Origin of the sequence: Xanthomonas sp. A1809 (assembly GCF_017746015.1) — a bacterium.
GTDB classification, from domain to species: Bacteria; Pseudomonadota; Gammaproteobacteria; order Xanthomonadales; family Xanthomonadaceae; genus Xanthomonas; species Xanthomonas euvesicatoria.
Genome location: NZ_JAGHWZ010000005.1, coordinates 162,225 through 179,176, shown reverse-complemented (window position 1 = coordinate 179,176; position 16,952 = coordinate 162,225). Strand labels below are relative to the sequence as shown.

Below are 16,952 nucleotides of genomic sequence, written 5' to 3'. Positions count from 1 at the left end.
TCCGACATCATGATTCCACAAATTATTCCGCATCGTTGGTCCTGCGTGTGCCTGGTTGCCGCCAGTGCGGTGCTGTCGGTTGGCTGCTCGCTGACGCCGGCCTACCAGCGCCCGGTGGTCGGCGTGCCGGCCACGTTCGGCAGCCCGCAGGCGGCATCGGCGCCGGCATCCGGCCAGCCCGACGCCGATGCGGCCGCCGCCGTCACTCTGAACGAGCAAGAGCGCGCGTTTCTGCAGGCCTTCGCGCCAGACCGCGACCTGCGGCCCCTGGTCGAACGTGCCTTGGCGCACAACGGCGATTTCCGCCGTGCGGCGTTGCAGGTAGAACAGGCACGTGCACAGTACGGCATTGCGCGGGCGTCGCGCCTGCCGACGCTCGCCGTCGGCGCGCAGCAGCTGCGGCAACATTTCGACAACCCGACGCTGGATGCGCGGTACCAGCAGGATCTGGTGATTGCCAATGCGGGAATCGGCAATTTCGAAGTGGACTTTTTCGGCAAGCTGCAGGCGATGTCCGAGGCCGCACGCCAGCGCTACCTGGCCAGCGCCTATGGCCGCGACGCGGCGCGTGGCGCCCTGATTGCAGAGGTGCTGCGTGCCTACACCGCCGAGCGCACCACCGCGCAGGCGCTGCAGCAGCTGCAATCGCTGGATGCCGACAGCGCTGCGCTGCTTGCCATCGCCGAGCGGCAATATCAGGTAGGGCTGATTGCGCGCGACGAGCGCGATGCGCAGCAGCGACAGGCCGACCAAGCCCATGTGGCGGCCCTGCAGGGCAACGACAACCACGCTGCGGCGCTGCGTGCGCTGCAGTTGCTGGCCGGCTACGACAGCACTCCGGTACCCGGCGACCTGCAGGGTCTGATCGCCGCTGATACGCCTGCCAGTGCGTGGCGCGCCCTGGATTCGTCGCTGTTGCTGCAACGCCCGGACATCCAGCAGGCCGAGCTGGAATTGCGCGCGGCCAATGCCGACATCGGCGCGGCGCGCGCGGCGTTTTTTCCGTCCATCACCTTGAGCAGCAGCGTGGGCACGGCCAGCGACGGATTGAACGGCCTGTTTTCTGCAGGCCACGGCGTATGGAGCTTCATGCCGCAACTGAACCTGCCGTTGTTCGATGGCGGCCGCAATCGCGCCAACCTGGACCTGGCGCAAATACGCAAACGTGCCGATGTCGTCGCCTACGAGCAGGCGATCGAGTCTGCATTCCGCGAGGTCGCCAACGCGCTCGACGCGCACGCCACCTTGTCGCAGGCCGAGCCGCGCTCGCGCGAGCAGGTCGAACGCGAGCAACTGCGTCTTGCTCGAATGCATGAACGCGTGGATGCCGGTCTGGAAGACCGCAGCGCGCTGCTGGCCGAGCGGACCCGCATCGCTCAGACCGAACTCGATTACCTGGATACCGCACGCCAACGCGTGCTGAGCCGTATTGCGCTGTTTCAAGCCTTCTATGGCGTGCGCCTGCCCACCGCTTCCTGACTTCCGACGGAGACTTTCGATGAACCTATCGTCCTTCAATCGCCTGCGTGGCCACCATGCCGTTCGCGCCAGCGTGCTTGCCTGCATGAGCGCCATTCCGTGCATTGCGCACGCACAAACCGATCTGACCGGGAGTTCGCGCCTGCTGGGAGACCGTACTGAAATCACGGCCGGCGCGGCCGCGGTTGCCACGCCGGAGTATGCCGGTGCCGAGCGCGCGCGCGTGCAATTCAACCCGGTGCTGGTGGTGCAGCGCGGCGTGTTGTTCTTCGACACCTCCCGCGGCGGCGGCCTGCAATTCCAGAGCAAGTCCGGCTTCTACGTATCGCAATCGTTGTATTACGACCTGGGCCGGCTGCAAAGCGACAGCAACTGGCGGCCGGGCTCGCGCCTGCTGGCCGGCATGGGCGATGTGCCTGGCTCGGTGACCGCACGCACGCTGGTGATGCAGCAAGTGACGCCCTACATGAACGTCAATGCGGAGGCCGAATTCACGCTCAAGGATGCTGCGCGCCGCAACCGCTATCGCGCCGGGACGGAGTTCACCCTGCTGCATAGCGCCAACGACACGGTCACCCTGGACCTGGACGTGCATGGCGGCGACCGCCGCTTCAATCAGGCTTACTTCGGCGTCACCGATGCGCAAGCCGCGCGCACCCGCTTTGCCGCCTTCAATGCCGGGTCCGGTGCGTATGCCGCCGCGGTAGGTGGCAGTTGGACGCACTCGTTGGGCGACCACTGGGCCACCACGTTGGGGGTCACCGGAACGCGCTACCTGGACAACGCCGAAGACAGCCCGCTGGTGGCACGCCGCAGCGTGGTCAGCGGCAACCTCGCACTGACCTACAGCCGCTGAGCGGCATACACCGGGGGATCGAATGATGACGATGTTCTATCGCGGCCTGGTGTGCGGCGCGTTGCTGCTGGGACTGGCCGCATGCAGCGGGCCGGAGGCGCCGGCCACCGAGACGCCGCGCGCGGTGAAGCTGGAGCGCTTCGGCAACGGGAGCGATAACCCACTGCAGGTGCCGGCGCTGGTGCGCCAGGAACAACGTGCCGAGCTGGGGTTCGAAGGGGCAGGCCGTCTGTCTGCGGTGCTGGTGGATGTCGGCGACCGGGTGACCCGCGGGCAACTGCTGGCACGGCTGGACGATGAGCCGCTGCGCCTGCGCGAACAGCAGGCCGATGCCAACGTGCGCGCGGCACTGGCGCAATCCGGCGAACGGCAACTGCAATTGCGCCAGCAACAGGCACTGTTCGATGACGGTGCCAGTTCCAGCGCCACCTTGACTGCCGCGCGGGCGGCGGCAGATGCGGCCGCCGCGCAGCTGCAGGTGGCCAGGGCCGACCTGGCCATGGCGCGCCGCGGCGCGCGTCTGGGCGAGCTCCGCGCGCCCTTCGATGGCAGCGTGGTGGCGCGCCTGCAACAGCCGCAGGCCGATGTGGCGGCGGGGCAGGCGGTGCTGCAGGTGGAGGGGCAGGGCCATGTGCAACTGGTCGCCACGCTGCCGGCAATTGCCGGTGCCGGTCTGGTGCCGGGGCAAACCGTGCATGCCCGCGTGGTGGATGCGGGCGGCGCGCCGATCGAACTGCGTCTGCGCAGTCTTTCCAGCCGCCTGGACAATGCCACGACGGTGCAGGCGTTGCTGGAACCGCTCGCCGCCGCGCCTTCGCTGCGCAGCGGCGACAGCGTGATGCTGACGCTGCCGCCTGCTGCCGCGTCCACGCCGAGCGTGCCGTTGTCGGCGGTATTGCCCCGACTCAACCGGCAACAGGCCAGCGTGTTCGTTTACCAGCCGGCCACGCGGGCCGTGATCGAACGCGCGGTCGACCTGGGAACGATCGTCGGCGAGCGCGTCCAGATTCTGCGCGGGCTGCGGGCAGGCGAGCAGGTGGTGAGCGCCGGTGTGGGCTTCTTGGTGAACGGCCAGCCGGTGACGCCACTGCAGGCGCAGACGCAGCTGAGCGGAGGTCGCACGCCATGAAGCTGACCCAGATGGCGATGCGCTCGAGCCGGCTGACGTTGTTTGCCGCAGCGATGATCCTGATCGGCGGCATCGTGGCGTTTCTCGGTTTCCCATCGCAGGAAGAACCGTCGGTGACCGTACGCGACACGCTGGTGTCGGTGGCCTATCCCGGCATGCCCAGCGAGCAGGTGGAAAACCTGCTGGCGCGTCCGGTGGAGGAGCGCTTGCGCGAGCTGGCCGGCATCAAGCGCATCGTCACCACGGTGCATCCGGGCAGCGCGATCGTGCAGCTGACCGCCTATGACGATGTGCAGGATCTGCCGGCGCTCTGGCAGCGGGTGCGCGCCAAGGCCGCGGAGGCCGGCGCGCAATTGCCTGCGGGCACGCTTGGTCCCTTTGTCGACGACGACTTCGGGCGCGTGTCGGTGGCGTCGATCGCGGTGACCGCACCGGGCTTTTCGATGAGCGAAATGCGCGGCCCGTTGCGGCGCATGCGCGAGCAGCTGTACGCCTTGCCCGGCGTGGAGCAGGTGAAGTTGTATGGCCTGCAGGACGAATCGGTGTATGTGTCGTTTGATCGCGCACGGTTGCTGGCGAGCGGCTTGACGCCGTCCAGCGTGATGGCGCAATTACGCGCGCAGAATGTGGTGGGTTCCGGTGGGCAGGTCGCGGTGTCGGGGCTGGCGCTGACCGTGGCCACGTCCGGCGAAATCCGCACGCCCGAGCAGTTGCGCGCTGTTCTGCTGAGCGTGCCCGGCGCACCTGCGGGCGGTGCCCGCGAGGTGACCCTGGGCGAGCTGGCGCAGGTGCAGGTGATGCCGGCCGACCCGCCGCAAAGCGCGGCCGTTTACCAGGGCCAGCCGGCGGTGGTGGTCTCGGTCTCGATGCAGCCGGGCACCAATATCGCCGAGTTCGGCAAGGCGCTGCGCGCCAAGCTCGACGACACCGCGCACGAGCTGCCTGTCGGCTTCACCCAGCACGTGGTGAGCTTCCAGGCCGATGTGGTCGAGCGCGAGATGGGCAAGATGCATCACGTCATGGGCGAGACCATTGTCATCGTCATGGCGGTGGTGATGCTGTTTCTGGGCTGGCGCACCGGGTTGATCGTCGGCGCGATCGTGCCGTTGACCATCTTCGCCTCGCTGATCGTCATGCGTGTGCTGAACGTGGAGCTGCAGACGGTCTCCATTGCCGCCATCATTCTTGCGCTGGGCTTGTTGGTGGACAACGGCATCGTGATTGCCGAAGACATCGAGCGCCGCCTGGTGGCCGGCGAGGAACGCCGCCAGGCCTGCATCGATGCGGGCCGGACGTTGGCGACACCCTTGCTGACCTCGTCGTTGGTCATCGTGCTGGCGTTCTCGCCGTTCTTCTTCGGCCAGACCAGCACCAATGAATATCTGCGCTCGCTGGCCACCGTGCTTGGCGTGACGCTGCTGGGTTCGTGGTTGCTGAGCATCACGGTGACGCCGCTGCTGTGCATGTACTTCGCCAAGGTGCATGTCACCAAGACCAGCGATGCAGCCGAATCGCGGTTCTATCGCGGCTACCGCCGTGTGATCGAACGCGTGCTGCAGCACAAGGTGCTGTTCATCGGCGCGATGACGGCGATGCTGGCAGTGGCGGTCACCGTGCTGGTGTCCATTCCATACGACTTCCTGCCCAAGTCCGACCGCCTGCAGTTCCAGATGCCGGTGACCTTGCAGGCGGGCAGCGATGCCCGCCAAACGCTGCGCACGGTGAGTGAACTCAGCCGCTGGTTGGGCGACCGCCGCGCCAACCCCGAGGTGGTGGACAGCATCGGGTATGTTGCCGATGGCGGGCCGCGCATCGTGCTGGGCCTGAACCCGCCGCTGCCGGCGGCCAACCAGGCCTACTTCACGGTCAGCGTGCGGCCGGGGACCGACATCGATGCGGTGATCGCACGGGTGCGCTCGCATGTGCGCAGCCACTTCCCCGCGCTGCGCGCCGAGCCCAAGCGCTTTTCGCTGGGCGCCACCGAAGCCGGGATGGCGGTGTATCGCGTGGTGGGTCCGGACGAGGCGGTCCTGCGCAGCAGCGCTGCTGCGATTGCCAGGGCCTTGCGGGCGGTGCCGGGCACCGTGGACGGGCAGGACGACTGGCAGGCGCGCATTCCGCGCTATGTGGTGCAGGTGGACCAGCTCAAGGCCCGCCGCGCCGGTGTCAGCAGCGAGGACATTGCGCAGGCATTGCAGGGGCGCTACAGCGGCGTGGATGCCACGTTGATCCGCGACGATGGCACCGATGTGCCGGTTGTCGTGCGCGGCAGCACCGACGAGCGTGCCGCCAACGGCAACCCGGCCGATACGTTGGTGTACCCGCAGGCAGGCGGCGCACCGGTACCGTTGGCGGCGGTCGCCACGGTGCTGCGCGACAGCGAGCCGTCGGCGATCCAGCGGCGCAACCTCAGCCGTGCGATCACCGTGACCGCGCGCAACCCGCAACTGACCGCGACCGAGATCGTCGAGCGGCTGTCCGCGCCAATTGCCGCGCTCAAGCTGCCGCCCGGCTACCGCGTGGAGATTGGCGGCGAGCTGGAAGATTCGGCCGAAGCCAATCAGGCCCTGCTGCACTACATGCCGCATGCCTTGGGCGCGATCCTGCTGCTGTTCGTGTGGCAGTTCAACTCGTTCCGCAAGTTGTTCATCGTGCTGTCGGCGGTGCCGTTCGTGCTGATCGGTGCGGCACTGGCGCTGGTGATGACCGGCTATCCGTTCGGCTTCATGGCGACCTTCGGCCTGCTGGCGCTGGCCGGCATCATCGTCAACAACGCGGTGTTGCTGCTGGAGCGCATCGAAGCCGAACTTGCCGATGGCCTGCCGCGCCGCGAAGCGGTGGTGGCGGCCGCGGTCAAGCGGCTGCGCCCGATCGTCATGACCAAGCTCACCTGCATCGTCGGCCTGGTGCCGCTGATGCTGTTTGCAGGCCCGCTGTGGACGGGGATGGCGATCACCATGATCGGTGGGCTGGCGTTGGGCACGCTGGTGACGCTGGGCCTGATTCCGATCCTGTATGACCTGCTGTTCGGTTTGCGCCTGCGCCGCAGTGCTTGAGCGTGGCCGCCAAGCCGTGACGCGTGGCGGTCGGATGGGCGTGGACGGGGCGCTCAGAGGCGGGATGGACAAGTGCTACATCCCGACCCGGGCACCGGCCGCGCCCGCCTGGCGGTTGCGCAGTGATTCAATCGCCGATCTGGACAGCGTCTGCATTCGCCTGCCTGGCACGCCATACTGGTAACAGGCAGGCACACGCATCGCATGATGACCAAGGCAAAAAAGAAATCCGCGCAGCAAGCGCTGCAGGCACCTGCGCCGGTGTATCAACTGCATGTGGCATTGACCGGCAGTGCGCCGCTGATCTGGCGGCGCTTGCTGGTGTCGGGCGCAGTACGCCTGGCCACCTTGCATCGCGTATTGCAGCCGGTGATGGGATGGAATGGCGCCCATCCCTACGAATTCGACCTCGGCGGCGGGCGTTACGGCGAATCCGGGCTGGATGTGCCCGAGCGTCCCCGGCTCAAGCATGCCGGGCGTGTCACGCTGGAAAGCGCGGTGGGCGAACTGGAAGGCTTCGAGTATTTCTACGGCGCCAGCCCTGGCTGGCAGCATCGGCTGCAAGTGGAAGCGCTGTTGCCGGCCGATGCCGGCCTGCGCGTGGCGCGCTGTGTGGACGGTGCCAATGCCTGTCCGCCGAATAGCAGTGGCGGCATTGGCGATTACCAGGCGCTGTTGCACATCATCGCCGACCCGGACCACCCGCAGCATGTGCAGGAATTGGCGAGCTTGGGTGGGCGCTTGGAACCTGGGCATTTCGATCTGGCAGAGGTCAATCGCCTGCTCGCGCGCGTGCGCGAGTGACAGCGGTGGCGCCTCATGGGCGAAGGCGCTGCAAACCTCGTCTCTTGTTCTCCTGGCGACGGCGTTGACGCAGTGCATGGGCTGATCAAGCCGCGTGCCGACCAGCGCCACTGCGGCTTGACGCCCGATCGGCTAGCCTGAGATCCCGGTGTTTCCGAAGTCTGCGCAATGTTCCGCTGGTTCGAGTCCCTGATCGATATCTTCCCGCCCATCGAGCGGGAGATGCCGCCACGCAGCGTGTGGCGCTTTTATCTGCATTATCTGCGGCCGTTGTGGCCGATCCTGCTGGCCACCTTGATCGCCGGGCTGCTGCTGGCGCTGGTGGAAGTGGCGATGTTCGACTTCCTCGGCCGCATCGTCGACATGCTTGCCGGCAAACCTGTGCCGGACTTCTTCCGGCAGCATGCGGGCGAACTGATCTGGATGGCGGTCATCACGCTGGTGGCAAGGCCGTTCTTCACCGGCCTGCACAATCTGCTAGTCAATCAGGCGATCGTGCCGGGTCTTAGCAACCGTTCGCGCTGGCTGATGCACAACTACGTGGTGCGCCAGAGCCTGGGCTTCTTCAACAACGATTTTGCCGGGCGCATCGCCAATCGGGTGATGCAGACCGGCACCTCGCTGCGCGAATCGGCCGTGCAGATGGTGGATGCGCTGTGGTACATCGTGGTCTACACCGGCAGTGCCCTGTGGCTGTTCGCGCAGGCAGACCCCTGGCTGATGGCGCCGCTGCTGCTCTGGCTGGTGGTGTACGTCGCGCTGATGGCGTTTTTCGTGCCGCGCATGAAGGCGCGCGCATGGGTTGCCTCCGATGCGCGCTCCAAGGCGACCGGCCGCATCGTCGATGGCTATACCAATATTTCCACGCTCAAGTTGTTCGCCCATGCCGGCCGCGAACAGGCGTATGTGCGCGATGCCATCGACGAACTGGCGGTGAAACACCGCCGGCAGACCCGGGTGACCACCGCCATGGACACCGCCATCGCAGTGGCCAACGGCTTTTTGATCGTGGGGACCTGCGCGCTGGCGCTGTGGTTGTGGAGCCGCGGCCAGATCAGCGTGGGCGCGATCACCCTGGCCACCGGTCTGGTGATCCGTATCCACAACATGTCCGGCTGGATCATGTGGACGGTCAACGGCATCTTCGAGGACATCGGCACCGTGCAGGACGGCATGCAGACCATCTCGCAACCGGTGCAGGTGCAGGATGCAGCCGATGCGGTGCCGCTGCAGGTAACGCAGGGGCAGGTGCAGTTCGAGCACATCCATTTCCATTACGGCAAGCGCGGTGGGGTGATCGCCGGGCTGGATCTGCAGGTGCGTGCCGGCGAGAAGATCGGCCTGGTCGGGCCATCCGGTGCCGGCAAATCCACCCTGGTCAACGTGTTGCTGCGGCTTTACGACCTGGAGCAGGGCCGCATCCTGATCGACGGGCAGGACATCGCAACCGTGACGCAGGAAAGCCTGCGCGGGCAGATCGGCCTGGTCACCCAGGACACCTCGCTGTTGCATCGCTCGATCCGCGATAACCTGCTGTATGGGCGGCCGCAGGCCAGCCAGGCGCAACTGCTCGACGCCGTGCGCAAGGCACGCGCCGACAGTTTCATCGACACGCTGATCGATGGCGAAGGCCGCCGCGGTTTCGATGCGCATGTGGGCGAGCGCGGGGTCAAGCTCTCCGGCGGTCAGCGCCAGCGCATCGCGATTGCGCGGGTATTGCTGAAGGACGCGCCGATCCTGATTCTGGACGAAGCGACCTCGGCGCTGGATTCGGAAGTGGAGGCCGCCATCCAGGACAGCCTGGACGCGCTGATGGGCAACAAGACCGTGATTGCCATCGCGCACCGCCTTTCGACCATCGCGCGCATGGACCGGCTGGTGGTGATGGATGCCGGCAAGATCGTCGAGACAGGCACGCATGCGCAATTGATTGCGCATGGCGGCTTGTATGCACGGCTTTGGGCGCGGCAGACCGGAGGGTTTGTTGCTGCGGATGCGTGACGGAAAGCTACGTGTAAGGACACGGGACTGGGGTAACGCGGGTTGGAAACTGGCCAATAGACATTGGCAACGACCTAAGCCCCTCTCCCGGCGGGAGAGGGGTTGGGGTGAGGGTCCGGGGCGAAGCCACTTGCTAGTTTTGGATGACACAAGGCTTCATGGTCGATTGAATTCGCACCAGGAAAATGCGTCCTCTATGAGGCACGCGAGGCTTCGCCCGTACCCTCATCCGCCCCTGCGGGGCACCTTCTCCCGCGGGGAGAAGGGAAATGCTCACTCGATCGGTTGATCCAGCATCAGCTCGCGGGCGAAGCGTACCGGCGGTGCACCGTAGGACAGCATCTTGTCATGATAGGCCTTCAGGTTGAAGGTCTCGCCGAGCTTGTCCTGTACCGCCTTGCGGGTGTCCAGATGTTCCTGCACGCCGACGAAGTAGGTCGGGAGCTGTGCGGAGGAGAGCTGCGCACGCACCCACTTGCCCGAGGCTTCGCTTTCCTGCTGGAAGGTGTCGTGGGTCATCAGGTGCATCGCCTTGTCGCGATCCCATCCGTCCACATGCACACCCTGGTCGAGAATGGCATTGGCAATGGTGCGCAGGTAGAACTTGAGCTGCACCAGGTGGAACAGCGGGTCGTTATCCAGGTAACCCTGCTCCTGCATCATGCGCTCGGTGTAAACCGCCCAGCCTTCGGCGAACATGCCCGAGCGCAGCACCGCGCGTAGCGTGGAGGGGAACTTGGCCGAATGCCAGCCTTCCAGGTAGTGACCCGGCGTGCCCTCATGGATGCTGAGCAGCTGGATCATGCGGGTGTTGTATTCGCGCAGGAACGAATCGACCTGCTTGTCGTTCCAGTCGTCGGGAATCGGCGACACCGCGTAGAACGTCTTGAGATTCTTGTCGAGCGGGCCGGGCGAATCGCAATACGCGACCGCCACGCCACGCTGGAACTCCGGCATCAGGATGATGTCCACCGGCGAATCGGGTAGCGTCATCAAGTCCTTGTGGCGCACGAATTCGGTGGATTGGGCCAGCGCTGCCTTGGCCGCGTCCACCACCTTGTCGCGCGCCGGCTTGTCGGCATACGCCAGTTCCAGCGCCGCTTCGATCGCCGCCTGCTGCTGGTCTTCGGTGGGCGATTCGGGCAATTGGGGAGCGCCGGGCTTGTCCTTGAGTACCGTGCGCGCAATCCCGTACATGTCGCTGCGCACGCGCTTGAGCTCGGATTCGGCGCGCTGCTTGATGTCGGCACGCGACAGCGACGACAGCAGCGCGAATTTCAGCTTCTGATCGTATTTTTCCGCACCGATGCGGAAGTCGCCCTTGGCATTGGGGACCAGCACGGTGTCCAGCCAGGTCTGCTGCTCGGCCACTGCCTTGCGCAGGTTGTCGATGGCCGCCTGCGCACGCGCCGCCTCGATCGGGCCAAGCTGGCTGATGTTGGGCGCGATGAAGCTGTCGACGATGCTCAGGATGCCCTTGTTCTGCTTGGCCACCGTTTCGGCATGGATCTTCGGCACGCGCGCCGGGTCCAGGTTCTCGCGTGCCTGCGCAAAGATGCTCGGGATCTTTTCCATGCGCTGGGTGGCCGCGGTCAGGCGCTCGGGCAGCGGCGCGAATTCGCGCGCCATCAGGCTGTACAGCGCGCTGCCGGCCAGCCCGTTGTAGACCTGCGGGTCCCAGGCCCAGCTTTGCAGCACCTCGGTATTCCAGATCTCCGATTGCAGCTGATTGCGCAGGATGGCCGCATCCACCTGGTTCTCGCGCGAAAGCTTGGCCACCTCGATTGCATCCAGGGTGGCCAGCAGCTTCTTGCCCGCATCCACGCTGCGCTGACGGCCGCCGGCGCTCAGGTCGTCGATTTGCGCATCGAAGCGATGGTCGCCGGTCTGGGTGGCGGTCACCGGCGACAGCTGCATCCAGGTGTCCAGGGCCTGTTTGGATAATGCGGCAAAGCGCGCATCCGGGGTCTGTGCCTGGCTGGCGGCAGGCGCGGCTGCATCGGCGCGCGGTGATTCGGGCTGTTGCTGGCAGGCGCTGAGGCCGGTGAGCAGGGCAAGGACAAGCAGGCGTTGACGCATCGTGGGTCCTGGTGGAATCAAACCGCCAGCATAGGCATCTGCGCCCACGTGCGCATCCGCCATTGGTGTAGGGCAGCCAATAAATCGACGGCCTCACCGCCAGGCGGGCGCGGCTGAGGCTTGGACCAGCGTGTGCCGCCTGACCCTCCGGATCGTGCGCGCCCTCCATGTGCCCTGACAGATGCGCACCACGTGTGGGTGAGCGCCCCGATCCTGCCGGCCGTGCAGCGGCGCAATCGCCCGCGGGCACACGACGGCTGCACGTTGCGGGCGCGATCGCTCGTACACTCCGGTTCCCGGGCGCCGCCTCGCTACCCAGGCGGCGCGTACACGCAACATCATGCTTGCCATCCGCACGGTGGCCTGTTCCAAGGAGGATCACATGCACTATGCCGGTAGCTGTCATTGCGGACGCATCGCGTTCGATCTGCAGACCGAAGCGCCCATCACTGAGGTCTACGACTGCAACTGTTCGCTGTGTCGCCGCCGTGGCGGTTTGCTCTGGTTCGGCGCGCGCACGCAGCTGCAGCTTCAGGCCGCGCCGGAAGCTGTGGGCAGCTACCGCTTCAATCAGCAGCACATCGATCACCACTATTGCACGCAGTGCGGGATCGCGCCCTTCAGCGAGGGCCTCAACCCCAAGACCGGCGAAATGGGCGTCGCGGTCAATGTGCGTTGCCTGCCGGCGCTGGATCTTGCCGGGCTGCAGGTGCATGCAATCGACGGAGCCAGCCGATGAGCCGTGCCATGCAGCGGTATGCCACGGCCATGCTGCTGGGATGGGCGCTGTGCGGGTGTGCGAAGCATCACGCGCAGATCGCGGCCGACGGCGGGGCTGCGGCGCCGGCACCGCCTGCCGCGCAGGGCAATGCCCTGGCCTACGAGCACGATGTGCGCATCGAGCTGCCTGCCGACCAGATCGGCCAGCGCATCGCCGCGATACGCACTGCCTGCCAGGACGCGCAGTTCGGCGACTGCGCCTTGCTGGCGGTCGAGCAGGAAGGCGGGCGCGATCCCAGTGGGCGCGTCAGCGTACGGCTGGCACCGGAAGGGATCGAACCCATGGTGCAGTTGGCCGGCCAGCATGGCGATGTCGCCGCGCGTAGCACGCGGGCCGAAGATCTGGCCCAGCAGATTGCCGACACCGGCCTGGCACAGGCGCGGCTGCAAAAAGAGCATGCGCGCCTGCTGGAATTGCAGCAGCGCCGCGATCTGGCGGTGACCGATCTGCTGGCCTTGTCCAAGCGGCTGGCCGAGATCGAAGCCGAGGCGCAGCAGACCCAACAGCAGGCCGCGCAGCAGCAGCGCCGGGTGCGCACGCAATTGCTGACGCTCAATTTCCGCAGTACCGGTGGCGAGCAGGGCAGGGGCGAGATCGCACAAGCCGCTGCCGAGTTCGGCGAGGTATTTTCCAGCAGCGTGGCGTTCGTCATCCGCGCAGTGGCAGCGCTACTGCCGGTGGCTGCGGTTGCACTGATCGCCGGCTGGTTGTTGTTGCAGGCGTGGCGCTGGCGCGTACGTCGGCGCCGGATGTCCTGATGCACCGCAGCTGCGCGGGACTGCCGTGCAGCTGCGGGGTCATCCGACCGATCAGTGCATGCGGCGTGCGCTGTCAGCGCTCGGTCGCACGCGGCTTGAGCGCGCAGCGGCATGCCCAAGCGACGCAGGACGCGTCATGGCGTCGCGTGTGATCCAGCAACGCAGCACTGTCGCCACAGGTAGGGCTGAGCCCGGCTCAACCTTCGTCCACTTCGTATTCCACAAACACGTCCAGCTGCAGTGCCAGCTCTTGCACCGCGTCGCGGACCTTCTGCGCGGTGGCCTCGTTGCCGGCTTCCACTTCGAACTCGTGGCTGCCCGGACCTTCGTCGTCCGACAGGCCTGCCGAGCTGGAATCTTCGTCGTCCAGGTGCGGCATCAGATCGTCCACTTCTTCCACGTGCTCGATGCCGTCGATGCTTTGCAGCAGGTTGGCAATGGCACGCGCGTCGTCGTCGGTGCCGGTGATGCGCATGCGGAGGGTAGGCATGGGAGTGTCCTGTGGATTGGGGACATCAAGCCTAGGCATCGCCAGGACAAAACGAGGTGATGGCGCGCTGCTCACATCACGCGGGCCGTGCCGGCCATGCCTGGCTGGTAACGGGATCGGACTGCATCACGCGGCCTACTGCGGCGCGCAGCATCGTGGGCATGACGTAGTGGTGATGCACATGATGGATACAGGCCATGTAGACTCGGCCAAACCCGTTGCGGCAGCTCACTCGGGTGGCCATGGTCAGCTCGATCTCGTGCGTGCCGACCCGGCGCAATGCCACCGACGAGCGGAAGCGCAGATGTTTGTCGTCGGCGTTGTTGCGTTGTGCCAGCATCGGGAAGCGCCCTGGATAGCCCAAATTTTTCGACAAATGCCAGCCTGCCGCTTGGTTCATTCCGCCGCCGATGCGCTACGCAAACGCCGCCTTGCACGCGGCTCCTGCACGCCTTCGCTCAGCGGCAACGCCACCAATTCGGCGGGCAGTGCCGGCATCGGGGTGCGTTCGTCCTGTGCTTCGCGCTTGAGCCAGTCAATGAACAATGCCGCGGCCGGGCTGAGTTCGCGGTGGCTGGGGTGCACGATGTAGTACGCGTAACGCGCCTTGAGCGTGGGGCCGGGCAGGCGTACCAGTTCGTAACGCTGCAGGTAGGGCTGGGCGATGTGCTTGCGCGCCAGCACCGCGCCCAGGCCATACACGGCGGCGCGCATCGCGTCGGTGCTGTCGTTGAAGGTGTGCATCGGCGGCACGGTGGTACCGCGGACCTGGGCTGCGCGGAACCAGTCGCGCCACCCCTGCGGCGACATGTCGGTCAGTAGCGGTAATTGCGCGATCTGCGCCGGCGTGCGCAGGGCAGCCACTTCCGGCAACGACGGTGAGGCCACCGGGAACAGTTCGTCGTCCATCAGGTGATGCGAGGTCAGTCCGGGCCAGGCGCCTTGGCCATAACGAATACCCAGGTCCGGGCCGCCTTCTTCGAAACGCGAAAAGGCCGTATCCGATTGCAGGTCCATGCGGATATGCGGATAGGCGCGGCAAAAGCGCGGCAGCCGCGGCAACAACCAGCAGTACGACAGCGAGCGCAACGTGGTAACGCGCAGTGGAATGGCGTCTTCGCGCGGATGCAGGTTGCCGGCTACCGCCGCGATCTCGGCCAGCGCGGCGGTGGCCGCATCGGCCAGCTGGCGGCCTTCGGCGGTGAGTTTGACGCCACGCGGTAGCCGCTGGAACAAGGTCGCACCCAGCAGCGCTTCGAGCTTGCGCACATGGTGGCTGACCGCGCTGGCGGTGAGGTGCAGTTCTTCGGCGGCGTGGGCGAAATTCTGGTGGCGGGCGGCAGCGGCGAACACGCCCAGCGCAGGTAACAAGGTAGGGCGCAGATTCATCGAGGCATGAGTGAGATTTGTGGCTCGCCCCGATACTACGCGCTTGTCGCGCCCCTGGTGGCAACCGATGCTGCATCATTCCTTCGCGACGATCGTGCCATGTCTCTTTGTCTGCCTGCTGCCGTCTTCTGCCGTTTCATCCCCGCATGGCACGGTTCGGGAGCACGGTCATGAGCGTCCAATCGTCGGTGCAGCCCGAGCTTGCGGTACGTCAATGGCGTACGCCGCTTGAGCTTGGTTTTCTGGGCGTGGTGTGGGGCTGCTCGTTTTTGTTCATGCGCGTGGCCGCGCCCAAGTTCGGCACCGTGGTGCTGGTGGAAATTCGCCTGGCGCTGGGTGCGTTGGTGCTGCTGCCATTCCTGTGGCTGGCACGCGAACGTTTCCCGTTACAGCGCTGGCCCATGCTGGCGGCAATCGGCGTGCTCAACTCGGCGTTGCCGTTCCTGCTGTTCGCCTGGGGCGCGCAACACGCACCGGCGGCAGTCGGGGCGATCTGCAATGCGATGACGGTGCTGTTTACCGCGCTGATCGCCTTCCTGTTTTTCGGCGAACGGATCGGCACGCGTCGCGCGCTGGCCTTGCTGGTGGGGTTTATCGGCGTGCTGGTGCTGGCCACCGGCAAATCCGCCGGCTTGAGCGTCGGGCCGGCAGCGCTGGCTGGTGCAACTGCCTCGCTGCTGTACGGCATCGGCTACAACCTGGTGAAGCGCCATATGGGCGATTTGCCGCCTGCTGCGTCGGCGGCGTCCACCCTGGGTTGCAGTGCGCTCTTGCTGGCGCCCTTGGCCTGGTGGCAATGGCCGACCACGCCGGTGCCGGCGGTGGCGTGGGCCTGCGCCACCGCGTTGGGTGTGGTGTGCACCGGGCTGGCATTCTTGATGTACTACCGGCTGATCCAGCGCATCGGCCCGGCGCGTGCGTCCACGGTGACCTATCTGGTGCCGGTGTTCGGCGCGCTGCTGGCATGGTCGCTGCTGGGCGAACCGCTCACCTGGACCATGCTGGTGGCCGCGGTGCTGATCCTCGGCAGCGTCGCCTTCAGCCAGCGCGCCCGCTGACGGGGCGCGACTCGCTCTTGCGATTCCCGATTCCCGATTCAACCGGCCGGCGGCACACGCACCGGCAACGGCACATTGCACAGGTCGATGTGCCCGGCCGGGCGCTTGTAGAAATCGTCCTTGCGGTTGCGGCGCGCCTCGACCACATCGCGGAAGGTCTGGCTGTCGGTACGCAGCAATTGCAGTGGCGTGCGCTCTGGCGCAGGCACTTCGCTGGCCAGCCGGATCGCGCGGATCGGTGCGCGTTGCGCGGGGTCTTCGTAGAAGCCCATCGGGTCGGGGCCGCGTGGCGTCACGCTGAGCAATTCCATGCCCTTGACCACACGCCCGACCACGGTGATGTTGCGATCCAACTGGCGCGGCGATTGCCCGGTGACCACGTACAGTTCGGCGCCGATGCTGCTGTCTTCGTCGTTGTTGCGGCCGGCGCCCAGGGTGCCGTAGCAGTGCGCCAGCCAGGTCTTGCCGGTGGCCGTGTCGCGGCCGACCGGGAAGCCGTCGACAAAGCCCACCTGCGGCGCCCAGCCATCGCTGTCGGGCAGGCGCTGGAAATCCAGGCCCTGCGATGCGCGTTCGAATTCGGCCGGCAGATGCGTCTTGGCCGAGCCAAGCGATTTGGCCTTGGCCGGCGTCTCGCCATCGGGGTCGCCGAACTGCACCACGAAATTGTCCTGCGAGCGATAGATGCTCAGCCCGTCCCAGAAGCGCTCATGCGCCAGCGTGCGAATGTTGGCGACGTGCTCCGGCGCAAATTGCGGCGCCAACTCGATGATGACCCGTCCGGCATCCAGCTCCAGGTACAGCGTGCGGTCCGGATCGAGCACGCGCCACGCGCTGGCCGGCGAGCTGTCCAGAATCTGTTGCGGGCTACGGTAAGCCGCGTTGGCGGCTACGGGTAACAGCAGGGCGAGCAGGCAGGCAGAAGCAACAGTGCGCAGGAGCATGAAGGCAGCCAGCAGGGAGGTGTCTGCGATTCTTGCCGACCACGCGCCCAGACGCAAAGCATGCATCGCATGGCATGACGCCGACGCAGTGCGCCGGCGTCATGCACAGATGCGAAGACCTGCCGCGC

Annotated in this window: 14 protein-coding genes; 9 read left to right on the top strand and 5 right to left on the bottom strand. The window is 66.3% G+C overall.

Annotated features, from left to right (window positions below; translation table 11 throughout):
* The first annotated feature begins 9 nt into the window (after window positions 1-9).
* The 6 genes from J7396_RS07160 (at window position 10) to J7396_RS07135 (ending at window position 9,325) form a co-directional block, all read left to right on the top strand.
* Window positions 10-1,479 carry an efflux transporter outer membrane subunit gene (locus tag J7396_RS07160; RefSeq protein WP_041470118.1) on the top strand — a complete coding sequence of 490 codons (1,470 nt, stop codon included), beginning with the start codon at window positions 10-12 and terminating at the stop codon, window positions 1,477-1,479.
* 19 nt (window positions 1,480-1,498) lie between these two features.
* Window positions 1,499-2,335: a MipA/OmpV family protein gene (locus J7396_RS07155; RefSeq protein ID WP_209261228.1), complete on the top strand. Its 837-nt coding sequence runs from the start codon at window positions 1,499-1,501 to the stop codon at window positions 2,333-2,335.
* 22 nt (window positions 2,336-2,357) lie between these two features.
* A complete protein-coding gene (locus tag J7396_RS07150; protein ID WP_209261227.1) occupies window positions 2,358-3,464 on the top strand; it encodes an efflux RND transporter periplasmic adaptor subunit in 1,107 nt (368 codons plus the stop codon).
* Window positions 3,461-6,520, top strand: coding sequence for an efflux RND transporter permease subunit (locus J7396_RS07145; RefSeq protein WP_209261226.1), 3,060 nt, complete (start codon window positions 3,461-3,463; stop codon window positions 6,518-6,520). The genes J7396_RS07150 and J7396_RS07145 overlap by 4 nt, the downstream gene beginning before the upstream one ends.
* 204 nt (window positions 6,521-6,724) lie before the next feature.
* Window positions 6,725-7,324, top strand: a complete 600-nt coding sequence (locus tag J7396_RS07140) for a plasmid pRiA4b ORF-3 family protein (protein ID WP_209261225.1) — start codon at window positions 6,725-6,727, stop codon at window positions 7,322-7,324.
* 168 nt (window positions 7,325-7,492) lie between these two features.
* Window positions 7,493-9,325 carry an ABC transporter ATP-binding protein gene (locus J7396_RS07135; protein ID WP_109291381.1) on the top strand — a complete coding sequence of 611 codons (1,833 nt, stop codon included), beginning with the start codon at window positions 7,493-7,495 and terminating at the stop codon, window positions 9,323-9,325.
* Between the two features lie 273 nt (window positions 9,326-9,598).
* Here the strand turns inward: J7396_RS07135 and J7396_RS07130 are convergent, their stop codons facing one another.
* Window positions 9,599-11,404, bottom strand: a complete 1,806-nt coding sequence (locus J7396_RS07130; RefSeq protein ID WP_029819807.1) for a DUF885 domain-containing protein — start codon at window positions 11,402-11,404, stop codon at window positions 9,599-9,601.
* A 340-nt stretch (window positions 11,405-11,744) separates the two neighbouring features.
* Here J7396_RS07130 and J7396_RS07125 point away from each other — a divergent pair, with 340 nt between their 5' ends.
* The gene (locus J7396_RS07125) at window positions 11,745-12,143 is read left to right on the top strand and encodes a GFA family protein (protein ID WP_209261224.1); all 399 of its coding nucleotides are present in this window, start codon (window positions 11,745-11,747) and stop codon (window positions 12,141-12,143) included.
* Window positions 12,140-12,943, top strand: a complete 804-nt coding sequence (locus J7396_RS07120; RefSeq protein ID WP_209261223.1) for a DUF4349 domain-containing protein — start codon at window positions 12,140-12,142, stop codon at window positions 12,941-12,943. Before J7396_RS07125 ends, J7396_RS07120 begins: the two co-directional genes overlap by 4 nt.
* A 196-nt stretch (window positions 12,944-13,139) precedes the next feature.
* On the opposite strand, the gene J7396_RS07115 is transcribed toward J7396_RS07120, so the two are convergent.
* The 3 genes from J7396_RS07115 to J7396_RS07105 form a co-directional block, all read right to left on the bottom strand.
* Window positions 13,140-13,433, bottom strand: a complete 294-nt coding sequence (locus tag J7396_RS07115) for a hypothetical protein (protein WP_005912915.1) — start codon at window positions 13,431-13,433, stop codon at window positions 13,140-13,142.
* Between the two features lie 76 nt (window positions 13,434-13,509).
* Window positions 13,510-13,773, bottom strand: a complete 264-nt coding sequence (locus J7396_RS07110) for a DUF2867 domain-containing protein (RefSeq protein ID WP_057681463.1) — start codon at window positions 13,771-13,773, stop codon at window positions 13,510-13,512.
* Between the two features lie 56 nt (window positions 13,774-13,829).
* A complete protein-coding gene (locus J7396_RS07105) occupies window positions 13,830-14,822 on the bottom strand; it encodes a LysR substrate-binding domain-containing protein (protein ID WP_011348013.1) in 993 nt (330 codons plus the stop codon).
* Window positions 14,823-14,992: 170 nt separating this feature from the next.
* On the opposite strand from J7396_RS07105, the gene J7396_RS07100 reads away from it, so the two are divergent.
* Window positions 14,993-15,880: a DMT family transporter gene (locus J7396_RS07100; protein ID WP_029819802.1), complete on the top strand. Its 888-nt coding sequence runs from the start codon at window positions 14,993-14,995 to the stop codon at window positions 15,878-15,880.
* Between the two features lie 38 nt (window positions 15,881-15,918).
* On the opposite strand, the gene J7396_RS07095 is transcribed toward J7396_RS07100, so the two are convergent.
* A complete protein-coding gene (locus J7396_RS07095; protein ID WP_008573185.1) occupies window positions 15,919-16,890 on the bottom strand; it encodes a peptidylprolyl isomerase in 972 nt (323 codons plus the stop codon).
* Window positions 16,891-16,952: the final 62 nt, after the last annotated feature.

Excerpts from the sequence above, each read along its gene's own strand:
- J7396_RS07140 (WP_209261225.1), top strand. The coding sequence starts at position 6,725 with ATGATGACCAAGGCAAAAAAGAAATCCGCGCAGCAAGCGCTGCAGGCA.
- J7396_RS07110 (WP_057681463.1), bottom strand. The coding sequence starts at position 13,773 with ATGCTGGCACAACGCAACAACGCCGACGACAAACATCTGCGCTTCCGC.
- J7396_RS07155 (WP_209261228.1), top strand. The coding sequence starts at position 1,499 with ATGAACCTATCGTCCTTCAATCGCCTGCGTGGCCACCATGCCGTTCGC.
- J7396_RS07105 (WP_011348013.1), bottom strand. The coding sequence starts at position 14,822 with ATGAATCTGCGCCCTACCTTGTTACCTGCGCTGGGCGTGTTCGCCGCT.
- J7396_RS07150 (WP_209261227.1), top strand. The coding sequence starts at position 2,358 with ATGATGACGATGTTCTATCGCGGCCTGGTGTGCGGCGCGTTGCTGCTG.
- J7396_RS07130 (WP_029819807.1), bottom strand. The coding sequence starts at position 11,404 with ATGCGTCAACGCCTGCTTGTCCTTGCCCTGCTCACCGGCCTCAGCGCC.
- J7396_RS07145 (WP_209261226.1), top strand. The coding sequence starts at position 3,461 with ATGAAGCTGACCCAGATGGCGATGCGCTCGAGCCGGCTGACGTTGTTT.
- J7396_RS07125 (WP_209261224.1), top strand. The coding sequence starts at position 11,745 with ATGCTTGCCATCCGCACGGTGGCCTGTTCCAAGGAGGATCACATGCAC.
- J7396_RS07115 (WP_005912915.1), bottom strand. The coding sequence starts at position 13,433 with ATGCCTACCCTCCGCATGCGCATCACCGGCACCGACGACGACGCGCGT.
- J7396_RS07120 (WP_209261223.1), top strand. The coding sequence starts at position 12,140 with ATGAGCCGTGCCATGCAGCGGTATGCCACGGCCATGCTGCTGGGATGG.
- J7396_RS07100 (WP_029819802.1), top strand. The coding sequence starts at position 14,993 with ATGAGCGTCCAATCGTCGGTGCAGCCCGAGCTTGCGGTACGTCAATGG.
- J7396_RS07135 (WP_109291381.1), top strand. The coding sequence starts at position 7,493 with ATGTTCCGCTGGTTCGAGTCCCTGATCGATATCTTCCCGCCCATCGAG.
- J7396_RS07160 (WP_041470118.1), top strand. The coding sequence starts at position 10 with ATGATTCCACAAATTATTCCGCATCGTTGGTCCTGCGTGTGCCTGGTT.
- J7396_RS07095 (WP_008573185.1), bottom strand. The coding sequence starts at position 16,890 with ATGCATGCTTTGCGTCTGGGCGCGTGGTCGGCAAGAATCGCAGACACC.